Genomic DNA, 17,609 nt, shown 5'->3' with positions numbered 1-17,609 from the left:
CATGCAGGTGAAAATGACCGTCAACGGCGAGGCAGTGAGCGCCGAGGTGGAACCGCGCATGCTGCTGGTCCATTTCCTCCGCGACCAGCTCGGCCTGACCGGGACCCACTGGGGCTGCGACACCAGCAACTGCGGTACGTGTGTCGTCACCGTGGACGGCGATCCGGTGAAGTCGTGCACGATGCTCGCCGCGATGGCGAGCGGGCACGACGTCCGCACGGTCGAGGGTCTCGAACACGACGGCGAACTCGATCCCATCCAGCAGGGCTTCATGCAGTGCCACGGACTGCAGTGCGGGTTCTGCACCCCCGGCATGATGATGACGGCGCGGGCACTGCTCGACCGGGAGGAGAGCCCCGACGAGGCCACCATCCGGGAAGCGATCTCCGGGCAGATCTGCCGCTGCACCGGATACACCACGATCGTGCGCTCGATCCAGTGGGCGGCGGACCATCGGGCGGGCGAAGCCGCCGAGCCGGAACCGGCCGGCGACTTCGACGCGGAGGTCCAGGAGGACAAGACGCGAGGCGCCGAGGGCGCACCGATGACAGTCGAAGAACACGCGACCACGGGAAGTAAGTCATGACCACCGTCGAATCGCGTCCGCCGTCGGGCGACGCCGAAATCATCGACAACGACAAGAAACCCTGTGGCCACGGCCGCATGCTCCGCAAGGAGGATCCCCGCTTCATCCGGGGGCTCGGGAATTACGTCGACGACATCACCCTCCCCGGCATGCTGCACCTGGCGATCCTGCGGTCGCCGGTCGCGCACGCACGGATAGTGAGCATCGATACCTCTGCGGCACAGGAACACCCGAAGGTGACCGCGGTAGTGACAGGCGCCGACCTCGCCGCGAAGAACCTCGCGTGGATGCCAACCCTGTCCAACGACGTGCAGGCCGTACTCGCCACCGACAAGGTGCGGTTCCAAGGTCAGGAGGTCGCGTTCGTCATCGCTGAGGACCGCTATTCGGCCCGGGACGCGCTGGAGCTGATCGACGTCGAGTACGACATGCTCGATCCTGTCGTCGACGCCCGCACGGCGCTCTCACCCGACGCACCGGTGATCCGTGACGATCTCGACGGCAAAACAGACAACCACTGCTTCGACTGGGAGACAGGCGACGCCGCCGCGACCGAGGCCGTGTTCGCGAGGGCGGACGTGGTGGTCAAGCAGGAGATCGTCTACCCGAGGGTGCATCCGGCGCCGATGGAGACGTGCGGTGCGATCGCCGACGTCGACAAGGTGTCCGGCAAGCTGACGCTGTACTCCACGTCGCAGGCCCCGCACGCGCACCGGACGGTCTACGCCCTGGTCTCGGGGATCCCGGAGCACAAAATTCGGGTGGTGTCCCCGGACATCGGCGGCGGCTTCGGCAACAAGGTCCCGATCTACCCGGGATACGTGTGCGCCATCGTCGCGTCGCTGGTGACCGGCAAACCGGTGAAGTGGATGGAGGACCGCAGCGAGAACCTGATGAGCACCGGGTTCGCCCGCGACTACATCATGGTCGGCGAGATCGCTGCGACCAAAGAGGGCAAGATGCTCGCGATCCGCACGAAAGTGCTGGCCGACCACGGTGCGTTCAACGGGACGGCGGCCCCGGTGAAGTATCCGGCGGGTTTCTTCGGCGTCTTCACCGGCAGCTACGACATCGAGGCCGCGCACTGCGCGATGACGGCGGTCTACACGAACAAGGCGCCCGGCGGGGTGGCGTACGCGTGCTCGTTCCGCATCACCGAGGCCGTGTATCTGGTCGAGCGGCTCGTCGACTGCCTGGCGTTCGACCTGAAGATGGATCCGGCGGAGCTTCGGCTGAAGAACCTGCTGCGTCCCGACCAGTTCCCCTACACCAGCAAGACCGGCTGGGTGTACGACTCCGGCGACTACGAGACCACCCTCCGCAAAGCCATGGACCTGATCGGCTACCAGCAGTTGCGGGACGAACAGAAGGAACGCCGCGAACGCGGTGAGCTGATGGGTATCGGCATGGCGTTCTTCACCGAAGCCGTCGGCGCCGGACCGCGGAAGGACATGGACATTCTCGGCCTGGGCATGGCCGACGGGTGCGAACTGCGCGTCCACCCCACCGGGAAAGCCGTCCTCCGATTGTCGGTGCAGACCCAGGGGCAGGGACACGAGACGACGTTCGCCCAAATCGTCGCGGAGGAACTCGGCATCCCACCGGACGACATCGACGTCGTGCACGGCGACACCGACAACACACCGTTCGGGCTCGGCACGTACGGCAGCCGGTCCACGCCGGTGTCGGGCGCGGCCGCGGCGCTGGTGGCCCGCAAGGTACGGGACAAGGCGAAAATCATCGCGTCCGGGATGCTCGAGGCCTCGGTCTCGGATCTGGAATGGGAGAAAGGCGAATTCCATGTGAAGGGTGATCCCTCAGCGAAGGTGACCATCCAGGACATCGCGATGCGGGCACACGGCGCCGGTGATCTGCCGGAGGGCATCGAGGGCGGACTCGACGCGCAGATCTGCTACAACCCGGAGAATCTGACGTACCCCTACGGCGCGTACTTCTGCGTCGTCGACATCGATCCCGGCACCGCGGTGGTGAAGGTGCGGCGTTTCCTCGCCGTCGACGACTGCGGCACCCGCATCAACCCGATGATCATCGAGGGCCAGGTGCACGGCGGCATCGTCGACGGCATCGGGATGGCGTTGATGGAGATCATCGAATTCGACGAGGACGGCAACTGCCTCGGCGGATCGCTGATGGACTACCTGATCCCCACGTCGCTGGAGGTGCCGAAGCTGGAGACCGGCTTCACCGTCACCCCGTCACCCCACCACCCGATCGGCGCCAAGGGCATCGGCGAGTCCGCGACGGTCGGGTCGCCGCCGGCCGTGGTGAACGCCGTCGTCGATGCGCTCGCCCCGTTCGGTGTGCGGCACGCCGACATGCCGCTCACCCCGTCCCGGGTGTGGGAGGCCATGCAGGGCCGCGCGACACCACCGATCTGAACATTGCCCGGCTCTCTCGGCAGGAGGCCCGATGGATCTGAAAGAGCGTGCGGCGCAATTGGTGCGCGATCGCAGGCCGTTCGTCCATGCGACCGTGGTGCGAGCGCAGCCACCCACGTCCAGCCATACCGGTGACGAGGCGATTCTCTTGCAGGACGGGACCATCGAGGGTTTCGTCGGCGGTCAGTGCGCGCAGAACTCGGTGCGCACGGCCGCCCTGGGTGTGTTGAAAACCAACGAGAGCGTGTTGCTGCGGGTCCTGCCCGATGGGGCCGTGCAGTTCCCCGAGATGCCGGGCGCGTCCGTCGTGGTGAATCCGTGCCTGTCCGGTGGCGCCATGGAGATCTTCCTGGAGCCGCAACTGCCGCCGCCGGTGGTGCGGATCTACGGCACCACGCCGATCGCGCAGGCGTTGACGCACATTTCGGAATTGCTGGAGTTCTCCGTCGAGCACGACGACGCCGGTCTCGAACAGTTCACGGGCACGACGGCCGTGGTGCTGGCCGGTCACGGTGGCCCCGAGGCGGACGTCATCCGCGCGGCGCTCGACGCCGGGGTCGGATACGTCGGGCTCGTCGCCAGCCGCACCCGGGGCGGCGCCATCCTCGACGCCCTGGGTCTCACCGAATCCGAGCAGGCAAGGGTGCATACCCCGGTCGGTCTGAACATCGGGGCGAGGACGTCGGCGGAGATCGCGGTGTCGATCGCCGCGGAACTGGTGCATGAACTGCGCACCGCGGGACTACGTGCGCCCGAGGACGATACGCCTCCGCGGGCGGCGGTGACGGAAGCGGTCGATCCGGTGTGCGGGATGCGCGTCTCGGTCCGGCCGGATACTGTCCACCTGCGGCGCGGCGGTGACGACTTCTGGTTCTGCGGGCCGGGTTGCCGGGCGTCGTTCGCGCAGGGGACGGAAGCGGGATGACGACACCGTTCGCGGATGTGGCGGACGTGATCCGGCGCTTCGATGCCGAGGACTACCTCCTCGACTTCGGAACCGCATCCGCTCTGTATCTCGCGGCGGCGCTCAGCCGTCCGCTCCTGCTCGAAGGCGAACCCGGAGTCGGTAAGACCACCGCCGCGAAGGCTCTCGCGGCCGTCCTCGGCGCCCCGCTGATCCGCTTGCAGTGCTACGAGGGCCTCACCGCGAACGAGGCCCTCTACGACTGGAACTATCAGCGGCAGTTGCTCACCATCCGGCTGGCCGAATCGCGGGGTGACGGCCTGACCGAGGACGATCTGTTCACCGAGGAATTCCTGCTGGAGCGTCCGATCCTCCATTGCGTGAGATATCGGGGACCGACCCCGCCCGTCCTGCTGATCGACGAAATAGACCGGGCCGACGACGAGTTCGAGGCACTCCTCCTCGAATTTCTGGGCGAGGCGTCGGTCACCGTACCCGAACTGGGAACGTTCACGGCCGATCAGCACCCCGTCGTCGTGCTGACATCCAACCGGAGTCGCGACCTCCACGACGCGCTGCGCAGGCGGTGCCTCTACCACTGGATCGACTATCCGGAGCCGGCCCGGGCGGCCGCCATCGTGCGCCGCACGGTCCCCGCGGCGACGGCGCCCCTCATCGAGCACGCCACCCGCTTCGTCGGCCGGGCCCGCGAACTCGATCTCGACAAGCCGCCCGGAATCGCCGAGACGATCGATTGGGTGTCCGCACTCGCGGCCCTGGGTGTGGCGGATCTGGTTCGCGACGACGCAATTCAAAGCTTGAGTGCCCTCGCGAAGACCCCTGACGACCGCACAATAGTTCAAGACGCATTCACCGACTATGCGCACGTCCTGGCCACCGGATGAAAAGGCAACTGCCATGAAGATTGCCAACGAGTTCACCGTCAATGCACCGATCGAGCAAGCATGGGAGGTACTCAGCGACCTCGAGGAGGTTGCCCCGCTGCTGCCCGGGGCACAGATGACCGGGCGGGAAGGCGACGACTACCTGGGGAAGGTGAAGGTCAAGGTCGGCCCGGTGACGAGTGAATTCAAGGGCAAGGCGACGTTCGTGCAGCGTGACCCGCAGGAGCATCGCGCCGTGATCGACGCCCGCGGTCGGGACTCGCGCGGATCCGGTAACGCGTCCGCGACGATCATCGCGCAGTTGCACGAGACCGGCGCCGGCACCCGCGTCACCGTGGACACCGACATGAAGATCGTCGGCAAACTTGCGCAGTTCGGCAGCGGGATGATTCAGCAGGTGTCGGAGAAACTCATGGGTCAGTTCGCGGAGTCGCTGGAAGCGAAGCTCGCCGGAGGCGTTGGCGAGGAGCCCACGGCCGAGCCCGAGGCGGGCGGCACCACGAACCTTTCCGTTGCCCCGCCTGCCGCGGAACCGGCTCCGCTGGACCTCCTCGCGCTGTCCGGGGCGGGGGCGTGGAAGCGGTACGCGCCAATTCTCGCCGCCGTCCTCGCGGGAATCGTGGTCGTGCTCGTGGTGGGCCGCCGCAGGCGATGAGCGCGTCGGGCGTCCTGCGGGGCGTCGACCTCGCGGCGTTCGCGGTGGCACTCGTCGCCCGATTGCGCTCCCGTGGTGTGGTCGTCTCGGCGAGTGGCCCCGCCGTGTTCGTGCAGGCGCTGCACCTGTCGCCGCCGAGTTCGCGGTCGCGGCTGTACTGGTCGGCGCGTCTGACGCTCGTCAACCGCGTCGACGACCTCACGCCGTTCGACGCGGTGTTCTCCGCGGTCTTCGAGGACGCCGTGCTGTCCGTGGACCCGCATGCGCGGCGATCCGCTGCGGGATGGGAGCCTGCCCTCGCCGGTGTCCGCGACGGTCGCGACCGGCCCGGTGAGGCGCAGGACGTCGAGGGCGTGCCGTGGATGACACGACCGATGATGACCGGCGGCGACGACGGTGAGGACGACCTTCGCGACGCGCTCACCGCCGTGCCGGACACCCTGCCCAGCAGGCTCGTGGCCCGCGCCGACGAGCCCTTCGCCCGATTCGACGCCGGCGACCTCCGACTCCTCGGATCCTGGCTGGAACAGGCCACCGCCGCGTGGCCGTCCCGCCGCACCCGGCGTCGCGAAGTGCATCGCCGCGGCCGGCGTATCGACCTGCGCGCCACCATGAACCTGTCGAGAGCCACGGGCTGGGAGCCGGTGGTTCTCGCGCGGAGCCGTGCCCGGCGCCGTCCGCGGCGCATCGTGATGCTGTGCGACGTGAGCCGGTCGATGCAGCCGTACGCTGCGATCTATCTCCATCTCATGCGCGCGGCGGTGCAACGGCAGACCGCGGGCAGGCCGGAGGTGTTCGCGTTCTCCACGTCGCTGACGCGGCTGACCCCGGTCCTCGCCCACCGCAGCGCCGAGACCGCGGTCCGCAAGGCGAACGACAAGGTGGTCGACAGATTCGGTGGCACCCACATCGCGGGCAGCGTGAGCGAACTGCTGGCGTCCCCGCACGGCAACGCGCTGCGCGGGGCAGTCGTGATCATCGCGTCCGACGGTTGGGACAGCGACGACCCGAAGCGCCTGGCGCATGCCCTCACCAGGGTCCGTCGCCGCGCCCACCGACTGGTGTGGCTCAACCCCCGCGCCGGTGACCCCGACTTCCGGCCCCTCGCCGGATCGATGGCGGCCGCGCTGCCGTTCTGCGATGCCTTCCTCCCCGCCCACTCCGTCTCCGCGCTCCGCGACGTGCTGGACGTGATCGGCGGGACGGAATAGCTCCTCCACCGAACTCCGACGTCCTCGACATCGCCGTCTTCGGCGACCCATCCCGGCGGGCCTCACTGTCTGTGAGCACGCCGAACACGTTCGGGAGTGTCCGATGCCCCACCCCGCCCAACCCGCGGTGTTACCTTGAGCCCTGTGCGTGGTGATCGGCAATTCTCGCGGCGGCGTTCGGCGCTGCTCGTCGTCACCGAAACCCTCGCGCCCGGCGCGTTCGAAGCCGGAACGACGGACACAGACCTGCCGGCGGATGAGGTGCATCCGCAACTGGCTCTGACAGCATTGTCCGCGTCGCAGGTGTGTCATTCCCGCCCGTACTCTGCCCTTGGCCCGATAATCGTTCTTGCACCGGTTGATTCGCGTTCCGGTGCACCGTCCGAATGAGGTGCCGTATTGGATTCGAAGACTATTGCCAAACTCGCCGGCGCCACCGCGGCTGCAGGGGTGCTGCTATCCGGCATCCTGTTTCCGGCCGCCGCCAGCGTCGGCTACCTGTCCAACCGGGCAGCCGACAGCGTCGGAAACAGCTCGGCGGAACTGGCCGACGGGGTGGTGCCCGCGGTGACCACGATGACAGACATCGCCGGCAACCCCATCGCCTGGCTCTACGATCAACGCCGCTTCGAAGTGCCCAGCGACCAGATCTCCAACGACATGAAACTGGCGATCCTCTCCATCGAAGACAAACGGTTCGGCCAGCATCAGGGCGTGGATTGGCAGGGCACGATGCGTGCGTTCTTCACCAACGCCTCGAGCGGCCAGATCGAGCAGGGTGCCTCGACCATCAATCAGCAATACGTGAAGAACTACCTGCTGCACGTCGTCGCCCAGACCGACGCCGAACGCCGCGCGGCAATCGAGACCACTCCGGTCCGCAAGATCCGGGAGATTCGGATGGCCCTGACCCTCGATCAGGAACTCTCCAAGGAGGAAATTCTCACCCGATATTTGAACCTGGTGCCGTTCGGCAACGGCTCCTTCGGGGTGCAGGACGCCGCCCGCACGTACTTCGGCATCGACGCCAAGGACCTGAATCTGGCGCAGTCGGCGATGCTCGCGGGCATGGTCCAGTCCAGTTCGGCGCTCAACCCCTACACCAACCCGGACGGGGTCATCGAACGCCGCAATGTCGTGCTGGACACCCTGATCGTGAACGTACCGGATCGGGCTGACGAGATCCGCGCCCTGAAGGACACCCCGCTCGTGGTGCTGCCGAAGCCGAACAATCTGCCCCGTGGGTGCATCGCCGCCGGCGACCGCGGATTCTTCTGCGATTACGCGTTGCAGTACCTCCAGAACGCCGGCCTGTCCCGGGAGCAGCTCGACAAGGGCGGCTTCCTGATCCGCACCACCTTGGATCCGGCCGTGCAGCAATCGGTGAAGTCGGCGGTGTCGTCCTACGCCGATGCGAGACTTCCGGATGTTGCGAGCGTGATGAACGTCGTGCAGCCCGGGCAGGACCAGCACCGGGTCCTCGCGATGGCGGGTAGCCGCAACTACGGTCTCGACGCGGCCGCGGCCGAGACTGTGCAGGAGTTGCCCTATTCGCTGTCCGGGCACGGTGCCGGGTCGGTGTTCAAGGTCTTCACCACCGCCGCCGCGATGGAGAAAGGGTTGCGGCTGAACACGATCCTGGATGTGCCCGGCCGATTCGATGCTCGTGGGATGGGCGACGGCGGTGCCCCCGGATGCCCGGCAGCGACCTACTGCGTGCAGAACGCCGCCCCGTATCCGCGGGCACTGTCGGTCACCGACGCCCTCGCCCAGTCCCCGAACACCGCCTTCGTGAAGCTGATCCAAACCACCGGGGTGGATGCGACGGTGGACATGGCGGTGCGCCTGGGCATGCGCTCCTACACCGAACCGGGCACCTCCGGGTTCGGGGACAAGAGCCTGGCCGACATGGTCAAGGATCAAAACCTGGGATCCTTCACCCTGGGCCCGATGTGGATCAATCCGCTCGAGCTGTCGAATGTTGCCGCGACATTGGCCTCGCACGGCAAGTGGTGCCCACCGACCCCGATCGATTCCATCGTCGACCGGCAGGGGCGGCCGGTCCCGCTCACCCAACAGGCGTGCGAGCAGGTCATCGACCCCGGCCTGGCCGACACCCTGTCCAACGCGCTCAGCAAGGACGACCTGCCCGGGGGCACAGCATCGGCGGCAGCTGCCGGCGCCGGCTGGAAGCTGCCGATGTCCGGCAAGACTGGAACCACCGAGTCTCACATGTCGTCGGCGTTTCTCGGGTACACCAACAACCTGGCCGGCAGCGTCTACGTGTTCGGGGACTCGCCCACCCCCGGCCAGATCTGCACCAGCCCGTTGCGCTCGTGCGGTGACGGCAATCTGTTCGGTGGCACCGAACCGGCCCGTACCTGGTTCAAGGCGATGATGCCGATCGTGAACAATTTCGGACCCACCGTTCTGCCTCCGATCGATCAGCGCTTCGCCCGCTGACCCCGGTGAGAACGCGCCCACTTGGAGGTGTCTCTGGTGGGCGTGTCGGGGTTGTGCCGGTGCGCGCCCGGATATGCCGGGGGAACTCAATCACCCCTTTCGACCGCTTGAAGGATGTCCGTTGCGGGTAGCCGGGTTGAGGGTGGTTCGCCGCGGCAGGGCCTGACTTCGGGTACGCCGGGCGGCCACCTCCGAGTCGCCCGGCCCCGACCAAAGATGGGCGATCCGGGTGAAGGGAGTCGACGATGATGACCCGTGTGCAGGTCGCAGCAGCGGTGCTGGTGGGCTATTGGTTGGGCCGAGGTCACCGGAAGAAACTGGGAATTCTGCTCGCGGCTGCGGGGGCCGGCCGCCTCGCCGGGGGACCCCAGGAAATGGTTGACCGGGCCGCCAAATTACTCCGGTCCTCGCCCGAGTTCGCCGAGCTCAGTGAATCGGTGCGTGGCCAACTTCTCGACGCCGTGAAAGTGGCGGCCATGACCGCGACGACCGCCCGAATCGACGCCTTGAACAATCGGCTCCTCTCCGGAGACGATGCGGTCCTCGAGACAGCCGAAGAGCTGGTCGAGGACACCGCGGACATGGCCGGAGACGTCACCTGCGACGCCGTGGGCACGGTGGGAAACGTCACCGGCGACGCCGTGGGCACGGTGGGAAACGTCACCGGCGATACCGTGGGCACGGTGCGAAACGTCACCGGCGACGCGCTCGGCGCGCTCGGCGCGCTGGGCGCTCTTGGGCGCAGGAAGCGGCCGAAGGCGGCCCCATCACCGGACGACCGCGACGATGGCGATGAGGGAGACGAGCCGGTCGAGCAGGCCGAGGATCGACCGGTGCGACGGCGGCCCCGCAGACGGGGTGCTGAGTAGACCTCCGATAGGCGACCGGGAAGGACGTAGTGATGACCACAGCGGGAGGGGGCCCCAGTTCGAGCAGCCTCGCCGACGTCGTCGACACCATCCTCGACAAGGGCCTGGTCATCGACGCCTACGTGCGAGTCTCGCTGGTCGGAATCGAATTGCTCACCATCGATACACGCGTCGTGGTCGCCAGCGTCGACACCTACCTGCGCTTCGCCGAGGCGGTGAACCGACTCGAGATCGGCAGCGAACCCGAAGGCCTGGCCGACCTCGTCTCCGATGTGAAGGGCAGCGGCAGTGCGAAGGCGAAGACCAAGGGCGCGCTCGAGGCCGTCGGAGAGTCGCTCGGTGAGGTGCTCGGCGGATCGGAAACCGAACGCGAACCCGCACCCCGCCGCAAGCGTCACTGAACTCCGTTGACGACAGTTTCGGCGGCGATGTTGAGTCCGTCTCCCCCGCCGACCGCGTCCTGTCCGGCGTCCACATCGGGTGGACAGCACGTGTCGCGCCGAGTTGACGTGTGAAATAAGTTGACGCACTTTGTTTTTCGTCCGCCGGTGAGTGTTTTCACCCGCGGACTCGGGCACACCCTTGATCATGACCTTGGCTTCTTCTCGATGACCGTCTCGTGCAAGGCCGCAACATTCCCCAATCGATGGTCAGCGATGTCACTTGGCAGCGGCCCGCACTGCCGCAACCACCGCCGCGACAACGAGAGCCAGGAGGAGGACTACGAGCAGCACCGGCCCGAGCAGGAGTCCGAGAATGAGAAGAAGAACAATGATGATCTTGGTCTTGCCGCTCAGTCGGGACACCAGCGCCTTGGTCGCCGCCCACACCGGACTTTTACCCGTCAGGACGGCGCGAAGTGCTTCGAGTCCGGCCAGGAGGCCCGCGTTGCCATGTGCGGCGGGGTCGACGAGAGCATCCATAAATTTTCGGAGTCTCTGCTGAATCTTTTGTGTCAGTGTGTCGCTGCGGTCCCGCGCCGAGTCCAGGAGCCTGTGAACTGTGTTCTTCAGCCACTCGATGACTGCATCGGAGAGCGGGCCGTGTTCCGTCCCTCGCGAGGCCGTGTCGAGCGGTCGGATATGGGCCGACGTGGTGGACCGGGAATGGGCTTGTGCGTGGGCCCCGGTGTTTCGGGGGTGCTTCCGAGCCGTCGGCTTCGCGATGCCGGTCTGTTCCCGCGCACGTTTGGTGGAGGCGGTGCTGTCTGGATGTGACCGACGGGGCGCGCCCGCGGACGGTGCGGTGGCATCGGTTCGTGTCGGGCGTGACGCCGAAATTTTCTTCCGTGGGACGCTGCCACGGGAAACGGTCGCGGTCTTGGCAGCCGGTTGCCTGGGGGGAAGCGGGCGCCTTCGTGGCAGCCGCCCCGATGCTGCTTCGGAAGGCGCTGTCCTGGATGGACGGGCCACTGCGCCAGGCTGAGCCGCCGACGTCTGGCTGCCTCTGCCGGTGGTAGTGCCGCGAGAGCGAGTGCCTGCGCGGTCAGGCCTGGCCGGTGCGGTCCGGCCGTCGACCCTTTCTGGTGCACCCATACATCGCAATTACCCTTCGAGGTGACTCTCGAAACCGGGTAGGAAAGGCCAAAGCGCCTGGCGGTGGGCGGCACCCGACTCTCTTATCGCCTGGTTCCCCTAGGCCATGATGTTCGTTTCGCATCACCCCCGTGGTCAGTGCAGATCTCGACGTCGAAAGCTCCACCAACCCACTGCCGCGCAGAGTACGGAAACGGCAATCGGAACGAGGAAGGGCTCGAGCGCGATCCCCTGCGCAAGCATGTTGCGGCCCCCGTACCAATGCCAAGGCGAAGCGAAGCGCAAGATGTGCAAACTCGCGCTCGCCGCCGCGACGGCGTTGAGAAGATTGCCCACGACGGCCACGGTCGTGGCCGTGGCGATCGCCACCGACCGATGACCCGTCCAGGCGCCGGCAGCAAACGCGATCGCACCATGCATGAGGCCGAAAGCAGTCGCCGCGAACACCGCCGCGACGAGTCCGGGAATCGATACACCCTCGAGCAGACCGAACGGCGGGGAGAACGCGAGAAGGCTTGCAGCGGTAATGATCCCGAGACTGGTCGAGAGCGCGACGACGGCGAAAAATCGTTCGATCAGGACACGTCCGCGGGTCACCGGGTTGGACAGGAGTAGTTCGAGGGTGCCGTCCTCCTCGCTCCCACCGATCGCGTATGCGCCGGCTCCCACGGCGAAGACCAACAGCAGGACGGGCAGGATGAGGCCGAACACACGTCCCTGTAGGTACCCCGCCGGGGAAGTGATGAGGATCTGGTCGCTCGAGCCGATCAGTGTCTTGAAGGTGTCCGGAAGGTTCTTGACGAGGTTCTCGATGCCGGCCGTGTTCTTGATCGTCGGGTAGAACGCATTGTTGACCGCCACGTAGGCGGCCACTCCACCCGACCACCACACCGTTGATCGGCGCCGGTCCTCGAGGAATCGCCCGAAGATCCTCACGGCTGATCCCGATACAGGTTGAGGAACACGTCCTCGAGGTCGGTTTCGTGCGTGACGATTCTCCGTACCGGCAGCGTCGCGGCGTGCTTCAGGACGTCGGCGACATTGCCTTCGATGACGAGCGCGATCACCGCTCCGGACGACGTGGCGCTCAGGACTCCCGGGAGTTTCTCGAACGGCTCGGCATTTGCTTCACAGGCAAGGTAGAGGTCGATGTGCTGGCGCGCTTGGCGCTGGAGTTCGTCGATTGCGGCGACGGTGACGAGCGCGCCCTTATTCAAGATTGCGACGCGGTCAGCGAGCGCTTCCACCTCGGGTAGGACGTGTGAGGACAGGAACACGGTGGTGCCGCCGCCTTTCACGTCACCGATCAGTTGGTGGAATTCGTGTTGCAGTAGTGGGTCGAGACCGGCCGTGGGTTCGTCAAGAATCAACAGTTCCGGCCGATGCATGAAGGCCTGCACGATTGCGGTCTTCCGGCGGTTGCCCGTGGAGAGCTGCCCGATCGGCCGCATGGGATCGAGGTCGAAACGTTCGAGGAGCTCATGAACATAGGGCATGTCGACGCCCCCGCGTAGCCGGCCGTAGAACGCGATCAGGTCTGCCGTCGTGTATTTGGGATCGAATCGGAGCTCGCCGGGGATGTAGCCGAGCCGACGACGAATCGCCGGGTCGGCGCCGCTGCCGCCGAGCACGGTGTAGGTTCCGTCGGACGGACGGATGAAGTCGAACAGCATGCGGATCGTCGTGCTCTTCCCCGACCCGTTGGGGCCGAGATAACCGAAGACCTCGCCCCGATGGACATCGAGGTCGAGCGAGTCGACGGCGACGAGCTCACCGAAGCACTTCGACAATCCGCGCATTTCGATGACGCAGTCGGCCGCCCCTTGCTGCCGGCCCGACGGTGCCGCGGCCTTCATGGTGGTGTCACCGTCACCACACACCGATGAGCGGCGCGACGATTTCCGGCACCGGACGTGATAGGCGATCCGATCACGAGAAGTACGTTACCGACCCGCGCTCGCACTCGTACACCAGCGAATACCCCAACCCATCAGTCGGGCGCATCGGCCGTCCGGCAGGAGTGCACAGCGGCCGTGGGGATTCCGTGCACGAGCGTCACCCCATGCTGTTACCACATGCGGACGATGTGTCTAACCTCGAGGAATGCGCGCCACCGCCATCGTTCTCGGCCTCCTGACGTTCGCCTCGCTCACTTCCTGCGGCGGAGACGCGCCAACCGCGGCCCCGGACCCGGTGGGCCGCACCTTCGTCTCCACCACCGTCGAGGGCGATCCCATTCCCGGCGGTGGTCCGCTCGTGCTGGACTTCACCGACCCCGGACGCCTCTCCGTCGACGCCGGATGCAATCAAGGCAGCGCCGACGTCGACCTGTCCGGCGGGAAGGTGGAGGCAGGTCCGCTCGCGATGACCCTGATGGCGTGTCCGGGAGATGCCGCCGGCGCAGACGCTTGGGTGGCGGCCCTACTGGACGCGCAGCCGAGCTGGACCCTCGGCGGCGACACGCTCACCCTTACCACGCCCACGGGGTCGGTAACTTTGACGGACGAGAAGGTCGTCCGGCCGGATCGGCCCGTCGTCGGGACCACGTGGACGGTCACCGCACTGATCAGCCCGGACGCGGTTACGACGACAGCGGCGCTGGAGCGAACGGCACCGCAGTTGCTGATCGCTGGCGACGGTTCCGCGTCCGGTTTCACCGGCTGCAACCGGATGACCGGGACCGCAGACGTGCGACGGAGTTCGATCGCGTTCGGGCCCTGGGCGACCACCCGGATGGCGTGCCCCCCGGACGTGTCGGAGGTCGAACGTGCCGTACTCGCGGCGTTGACCGGCGAGACCGGTTACAGCATCCATTCGGACTCGCTGCGACTGGTCAACGCCGACGGAATCGGGCTGACATTGCGAGCGAGCTAGATCTAGTTTCCAGGCGCTGGCATCATCGCCGGCCACAGCGCCATAGGTCAGTCGGCGACCAGCGTTCATACGGCCAGTCTGGTCTCCTCCGTCCGCGCGTCCATGCGTCTGCGCGATTCCGACACCAAGGTAGCGATACGAGCCGATGCACGGTGAATTGCGTTGCCATCGAACGACATCGGCGTCGACAATCCTTCGGCGACGATCAGATCCGACCTGGCTACGGGAGAGCGAACCCACACGAACTCCGGCGTCCGGGATCGTGCATGCCGATACAGTTGCGCCGCAGCCGATTCTGCAGTGGAAGGAACAGCAGCGGGTATCGATGGGCCTGCCCGCACCAGGAGCAGGCGGCCACCGAGACCTCCACGAAGACGCGTCCGGTTACTCAGCTGCCGGTGTCGGCGGTTCCTTCGGCTGATCCTCCTTCGGCTGATCGAGGACGCTGACGGTGACGCCGTAGGGCAGGAAGCGCACCGATCGCCGCGGATCGGTGTTGTGCTTGTGGGCACGGAGGGCGTCGAGTTCGGTGGCGTACACCTCCTCGACGCGGGCGACGCCGCCGTCGTCGACGCTGTAGATTGCCCACACGCCGTCGCCGGTGTCGCCGGTCGTTTCCGGTCGGGGATCCGGACGCTTCGTTCTGGCGGCAATGTCGGCGAACAGGCCTGTCCAGGGAATTTGGGCGTCGGCCTCGACGAAGTGAACAATCTTGTCCTTGAAGCCGCGCAGCTCCTCACTCGCTTCTCGAATCACGCGGTCGAGGTCGTCGGGATCGAATCCGAACGGTCTCTCGTTGGCCATAGCGGTCTCCTGACGGTTCGCCCCACCCAACGTCCTCGGGTGGGGTACCTCTTCCAGTGTGGGCACTGATCGACATCGGCGCCACTTCCACCACGGCGGCCGGTTCGATGCGCCCGCCGGGCGCTCCCCTACCGCTCGACCAGTGCGGCCAGCTGCGCGATAACGGTGCCCCACCCGTCGGCGAAACCCATTTCCTCGTGCATGTTCCGGTCGGCATTGTTCTTGTGCATCACATGGGCCACGTATTCGGTGCCCTGCGGATGGTCGGCGAGGGTGATGATCGCGCTCATGAACGGGTTTTCTGCGGGTCGCCATCCACCGACGAGGGAGTTGGTGAAGACGATCCGCTCGAGATGGTCGACCGCGAGGAAGCATCCGTTGATGTGGGGCGCGAATTCACCGCCGTCCTCGCTGATCTGGGTGGTGAACGCCCCGCCGGGGCGAAGGTCCATCTCCAGGACGCGACACTTGGCGGGAGCCGGCACCCACCATTGCTCGAAGCTGGCGGGGTCGGTCCAGGCATTCCAGACAGCCGACCTCGGCGCCTCGATGACGCGCGATATCGTCAGGTCGAGCTCATCTATCAGTGACGGATTCATTCCGATTGTCCTTTTCTCGAGTAGTGATGAACTGCGCGAGCCGGTCGGTGCGGCCCTCCCACAGGGCGCGCTGTTCCGCCAGCCACGCCTGAGCGGTGATCATCGACTCCTCCTCCAGCACGCAGGTGCGAACGCGACCTTGCTTACGGGTCTGGATCCACCCACTGTCCTCGAGGGAACGGATGTGCTTCATGAATGATGGCAATGCCATGTCGAACGGTTTCGCCAATTCGCCGACACTCGCCGGCCCTTCGCCGAGTCGGGTCAACACTGCCCTGCGGGTGGGGTCGGCGAGTGCCTGGAAGATGCCGTCCAACTGCTCCGAATACTGAGCCATAAGGCAAAGTATCACCGACAGAACACTTAGGTCAAGGGCTAACTGATTCGCCGGGTTCAGTCCTCGAGCTGCAGCGGTAACTCCGCGGTCACCCGCCAGCTTCCGTCGGTCTGCCGACCCGCCTCGAGGGTGCCGTGCAGCACGGCCACGCGTTCCCGCATGCCGAGCAACCCGTTGCCCGAACCGAGTGTGAATTTTTCGGTTGCGTTGCCGTTGTCGGTGATCTCGACGAGCACGTCGACTTCACGGCGGCGAACCCTGACCTTGGCCCGGGGACGCTCCCCCGCGTGGCGCAACACATTGGTCAACGACTCCTGCACCAACCGGTGAATGCCCAGGCTGACGGCAGGGCTGATGTCGTCCAGCTCCCCGGTCAGTTCGAGTTCGACCGGCAAACCAGCGCTGCGCATCATGTCGACCACCCGGGCGAGACCAGCGGTCCCGTGCTGGGGCATGTCATCGACGGCGGGTTCGGTCCGCAGCAGCGACACCGTGCGCCGCAGTTCCGCAAGCGCCTCCCGCCCGGTGCTCGCAATGTTGGTCAGCGCCTGTTTCGCCACCGCCGGATTTTTCGTCATCGCATACGACGCACCATCCGCCTGAACGATCATCACACTCACGGCATGTGCCACCACATCGTGCAATTCCCGGGCGATGCGCGTGCGCTCCGCGGCCACCGCGTCCTCGGCACGGCGGTCGCGGTCGTAGTCGGCGACCGCCAGCCGCGCCGCCACTTCCTCGTCGTAGGCCCGGCGGGCACCCAGGAATTCCGCGGTGATCCAGGACAGCGCGTAGATCAACGCGGAATACAGACCGATTTCGATTACCCGCTGGTCGAGCAACCAGATGGAGAGAGCGGAGTCGACGACCAACCCGACCGCGTAGACGGCCGCCGTCTGCCGGTCGACATACGCAACTAGGGTGTAGAGGGCGACGGCGAGTGCGAGGAGGGCGGGATGCTCGGCGTCGACGTCACCGAGCGAATAACTGACGAAGGTGACGGTGATGGAGACCAGCAGGATGGCGCCGACAGCCGCACGCGGATAGCGGCGGCGCCACACGATCGGCACGCACACCAGAAAACCCATGAACAACTGCACCCACGGCGGCCGGTCGTCGGACGCCGCGAACGCGAACACCTCGAGCGTGAACAGAATCGCCGCCAGCATGGAGTCCGCGACCGTCGGCTTGCCTCGCAGCCACAGGCTGAACCTTCGCATGACCACAGCGTAGGTAGTGCGGACCCACGAGGTGAGCACGTGCCACCGCCAGGGACCTCATGTCCTGCATGGTTGCCGGCCTTCCGTCCCGGGTACTGCCCGAAGAATGAATGCCAACGGCGGCGAAGGCGCTCCGCGCCCGTGCGTCTTTTTGGGCTCTACTGACTCATTCGTGGGTGGGTTCGGCCGGGTAATTGTGGGCGGGCGCCCCCGAGGCTGAGCATCGCGAGTGCGATGACGGCCTCGGG

General features: G+C 66.4%; 17 protein-coding genes. 10 read left to right on the top strand and 7 right to left on the bottom strand.

Going from position 1 to position 17,609, the window contains the following annotated elements:
• Position 1 precedes the first annotated feature (1 nt).
• The 9 genes from ACH49N_RS37460 to gvpJ all read left to right on the top strand — a co-directional run bounded on the left by ACH49N_RS37460 (position 2) and on the right by gvpJ (position 10,393).
• Positions 2-586 carry a (2Fe-2S)-binding protein gene (locus ACH49N_RS37460; protein WP_358278242.1) on the top strand — a complete coding sequence of 195 codons (585 nt, stop codon included), beginning with the start codon at positions 2-4 and terminating at the stop codon, positions 584-586.
• Positions 583-2,985: an aerobic carbon-monoxide dehydrogenase large subunit gene (locus tag ACH49N_RS37455; protein WP_358278244.1), complete on the top strand. Its 2,403-nt coding sequence runs from the start codon at positions 583-585 to the stop codon at positions 2,983-2,985. The genes ACH49N_RS37460 and ACH49N_RS37455 overlap by 4 nt, the downstream gene beginning before the upstream one ends.
• A 31-nt stretch (positions 2,986-3,016) precedes the next feature.
• Positions 3,017-3,910: an XdhC family protein gene (locus ACH49N_RS37450; RefSeq protein WP_358278246.1), complete on the top strand. Its 894-nt coding sequence runs from the start codon at positions 3,017-3,019 to the stop codon at positions 3,908-3,910.
• Positions 3,907-4,794 (top strand): MoxR family ATPase, encoded by an 888-nt coding sequence (locus ACH49N_RS37445; RefSeq protein WP_358278248.1) that lies wholly within the window; start codon positions 3,907-3,909, stop codon positions 4,792-4,794. Before ACH49N_RS37450 ends, ACH49N_RS37445 begins: the two co-directional genes overlap by 4 nt.
• Before the next feature lie 13 nt (positions 4,795-4,807).
• Positions 4,808-5,449, top strand: coding sequence for an SRPBCC family protein (locus tag ACH49N_RS37440; RefSeq protein ID WP_358278250.1), 642 nt, complete (start codon positions 4,808-4,810; stop codon positions 5,447-5,449).
• The gene (locus ACH49N_RS37435) at positions 5,446-6,660 is read left to right on the top strand and encodes a VWA domain-containing protein (RefSeq protein ID WP_358278252.1); all 1,215 of its coding nucleotides are present in this window, start codon (positions 5,446-5,448) and stop codon (positions 6,658-6,660) included. Before ACH49N_RS37440 ends, ACH49N_RS37435 begins: the two co-directional genes overlap by 4 nt.
• Before the next feature lie 414 nt (positions 6,661-7,074).
• Positions 7,075-9,123: a transglycosylase domain-containing protein gene (locus tag ACH49N_RS37430; RefSeq protein WP_374433190.1), complete on the top strand. Its 2,049-nt coding sequence runs from the start codon at positions 7,075-7,077 to the stop codon at positions 9,121-9,123.
• Positions 9,124-9,371: 248 nt separating this feature from the next.
• Positions 9,372-9,992 (top strand): hypothetical protein, encoded by a 621-nt coding sequence (locus ACH49N_RS37425; RefSeq protein ID WP_358278261.1) that lies wholly within the window; start codon positions 9,372-9,374, stop codon positions 9,990-9,992.
• A gap of 32 nt (positions 9,993-10,024) precedes the next feature.
• Complete coding sequence (gvpJ, locus tag ACH49N_RS37420; RefSeq protein WP_159922113.1) at positions 10,025-10,393, top strand: gas vesicle protein GvpJ; 369 nt, start codon at positions 10,025-10,027, stop codon at positions 10,391-10,393.
• Between the two features lie 258 nt (positions 10,394-10,651).
• On the opposite strand, the gene ACH49N_RS37415 is transcribed toward gvpJ, so the two are convergent.
• The 3 genes from ACH49N_RS37415 to ACH49N_RS37405 all read right to left on the bottom strand — a co-directional run bounded on the left by ACH49N_RS37415 (position 10,652) and on the right by ACH49N_RS37405 (position 13,383).
• On the bottom strand, positions 10,652-10,915 hold the full coding sequence (locus ACH49N_RS37415) for a hypothetical protein (protein ID WP_236603457.1): 264 nt from the start codon (positions 10,913-10,915) through the stop codon (positions 10,652-10,654).
• A 747-nt stretch (positions 10,916-11,662) separates the two neighbouring features.
• Entirely contained in the window at positions 11,663-12,463 is an 801-nt protein-coding gene (locus ACH49N_RS37410) for an ABC transporter permease subunit (protein ID WP_250768395.1), read from the bottom strand.
• Entirely contained in the window at positions 12,460-13,383 is a 924-nt protein-coding gene (locus ACH49N_RS37405) for an ABC transporter ATP-binding protein (protein ID WP_159922111.1), read from the bottom strand. The genes ACH49N_RS37410 and ACH49N_RS37405 overlap by 4 nt, the downstream gene beginning before the upstream one ends.
• 247 nt (positions 13,384-13,630) lie before the next feature.
• Between ACH49N_RS37405 and ACH49N_RS37400 the strand changes: the two genes are divergently transcribed.
• The gene (locus tag ACH49N_RS37400) at positions 13,631-14,401 is read left to right on the top strand and encodes an META domain-containing protein (RefSeq protein ID WP_250768401.1); all 771 of its coding nucleotides are present in this window, start codon (positions 13,631-13,633) and stop codon (positions 14,399-14,401) included.
• Positions 14,402-14,785: 384 nt separating this feature from the next.
• Here the strand turns inward: ACH49N_RS37400 and ACH49N_RS37395 are convergent, their stop codons facing one another.
• The 4 genes from ACH49N_RS37395 to ACH49N_RS37380 all read right to left on the bottom strand — a co-directional run bounded on the left by ACH49N_RS37395 (position 14,786) and on the right by ACH49N_RS37380 (position 17,361).
• Positions 14,786-15,205 (bottom strand): hypothetical protein, encoded by a 420-nt coding sequence (locus ACH49N_RS37395; protein WP_159922107.1) that lies wholly within the window; start codon positions 15,203-15,205, stop codon positions 14,786-14,788.
• A 128-nt stretch (positions 15,206-15,333) separates the two neighbouring features.
• Positions 15,334-15,804, bottom strand: a complete 471-nt coding sequence (locus ACH49N_RS37390; protein ID WP_159922105.1) for an SRPBCC family protein — start codon at positions 15,802-15,804, stop codon at positions 15,334-15,336.
• Entirely contained in the window at positions 15,782-16,141 is a 360-nt protein-coding gene (locus ACH49N_RS37385) for a metalloregulator ArsR/SmtB family transcription factor (protein ID WP_358278257.1), read from the bottom strand. Before ACH49N_RS37385 ends, ACH49N_RS37390 begins: the two co-directional genes overlap by 23 nt.
• 56 nt (positions 16,142-16,197) lie before the next feature.
• Complete coding sequence (locus ACH49N_RS37380) at positions 16,198-17,361, bottom strand: histidine kinase (protein WP_358278259.1); 1,164 nt, start codon at positions 17,359-17,361, stop codon at positions 16,198-16,200.
• Positions 17,362-17,609 lie beyond the last annotated feature (248 nt).

The sequence above is a fragment of the Rhodococcus sp. NPDC019647 genome, assembly GCF_044389235.1.
Classification (GTDB): domain Bacteria; phylum Actinomycetota; class Actinomycetes; order Mycobacteriales; family Mycobacteriaceae; genus Rhodococcus_F; species Rhodococcus_F oxybenzonivorans.
This window is presented reverse-complemented; position numbering and strand designations above follow the sequence as displayed.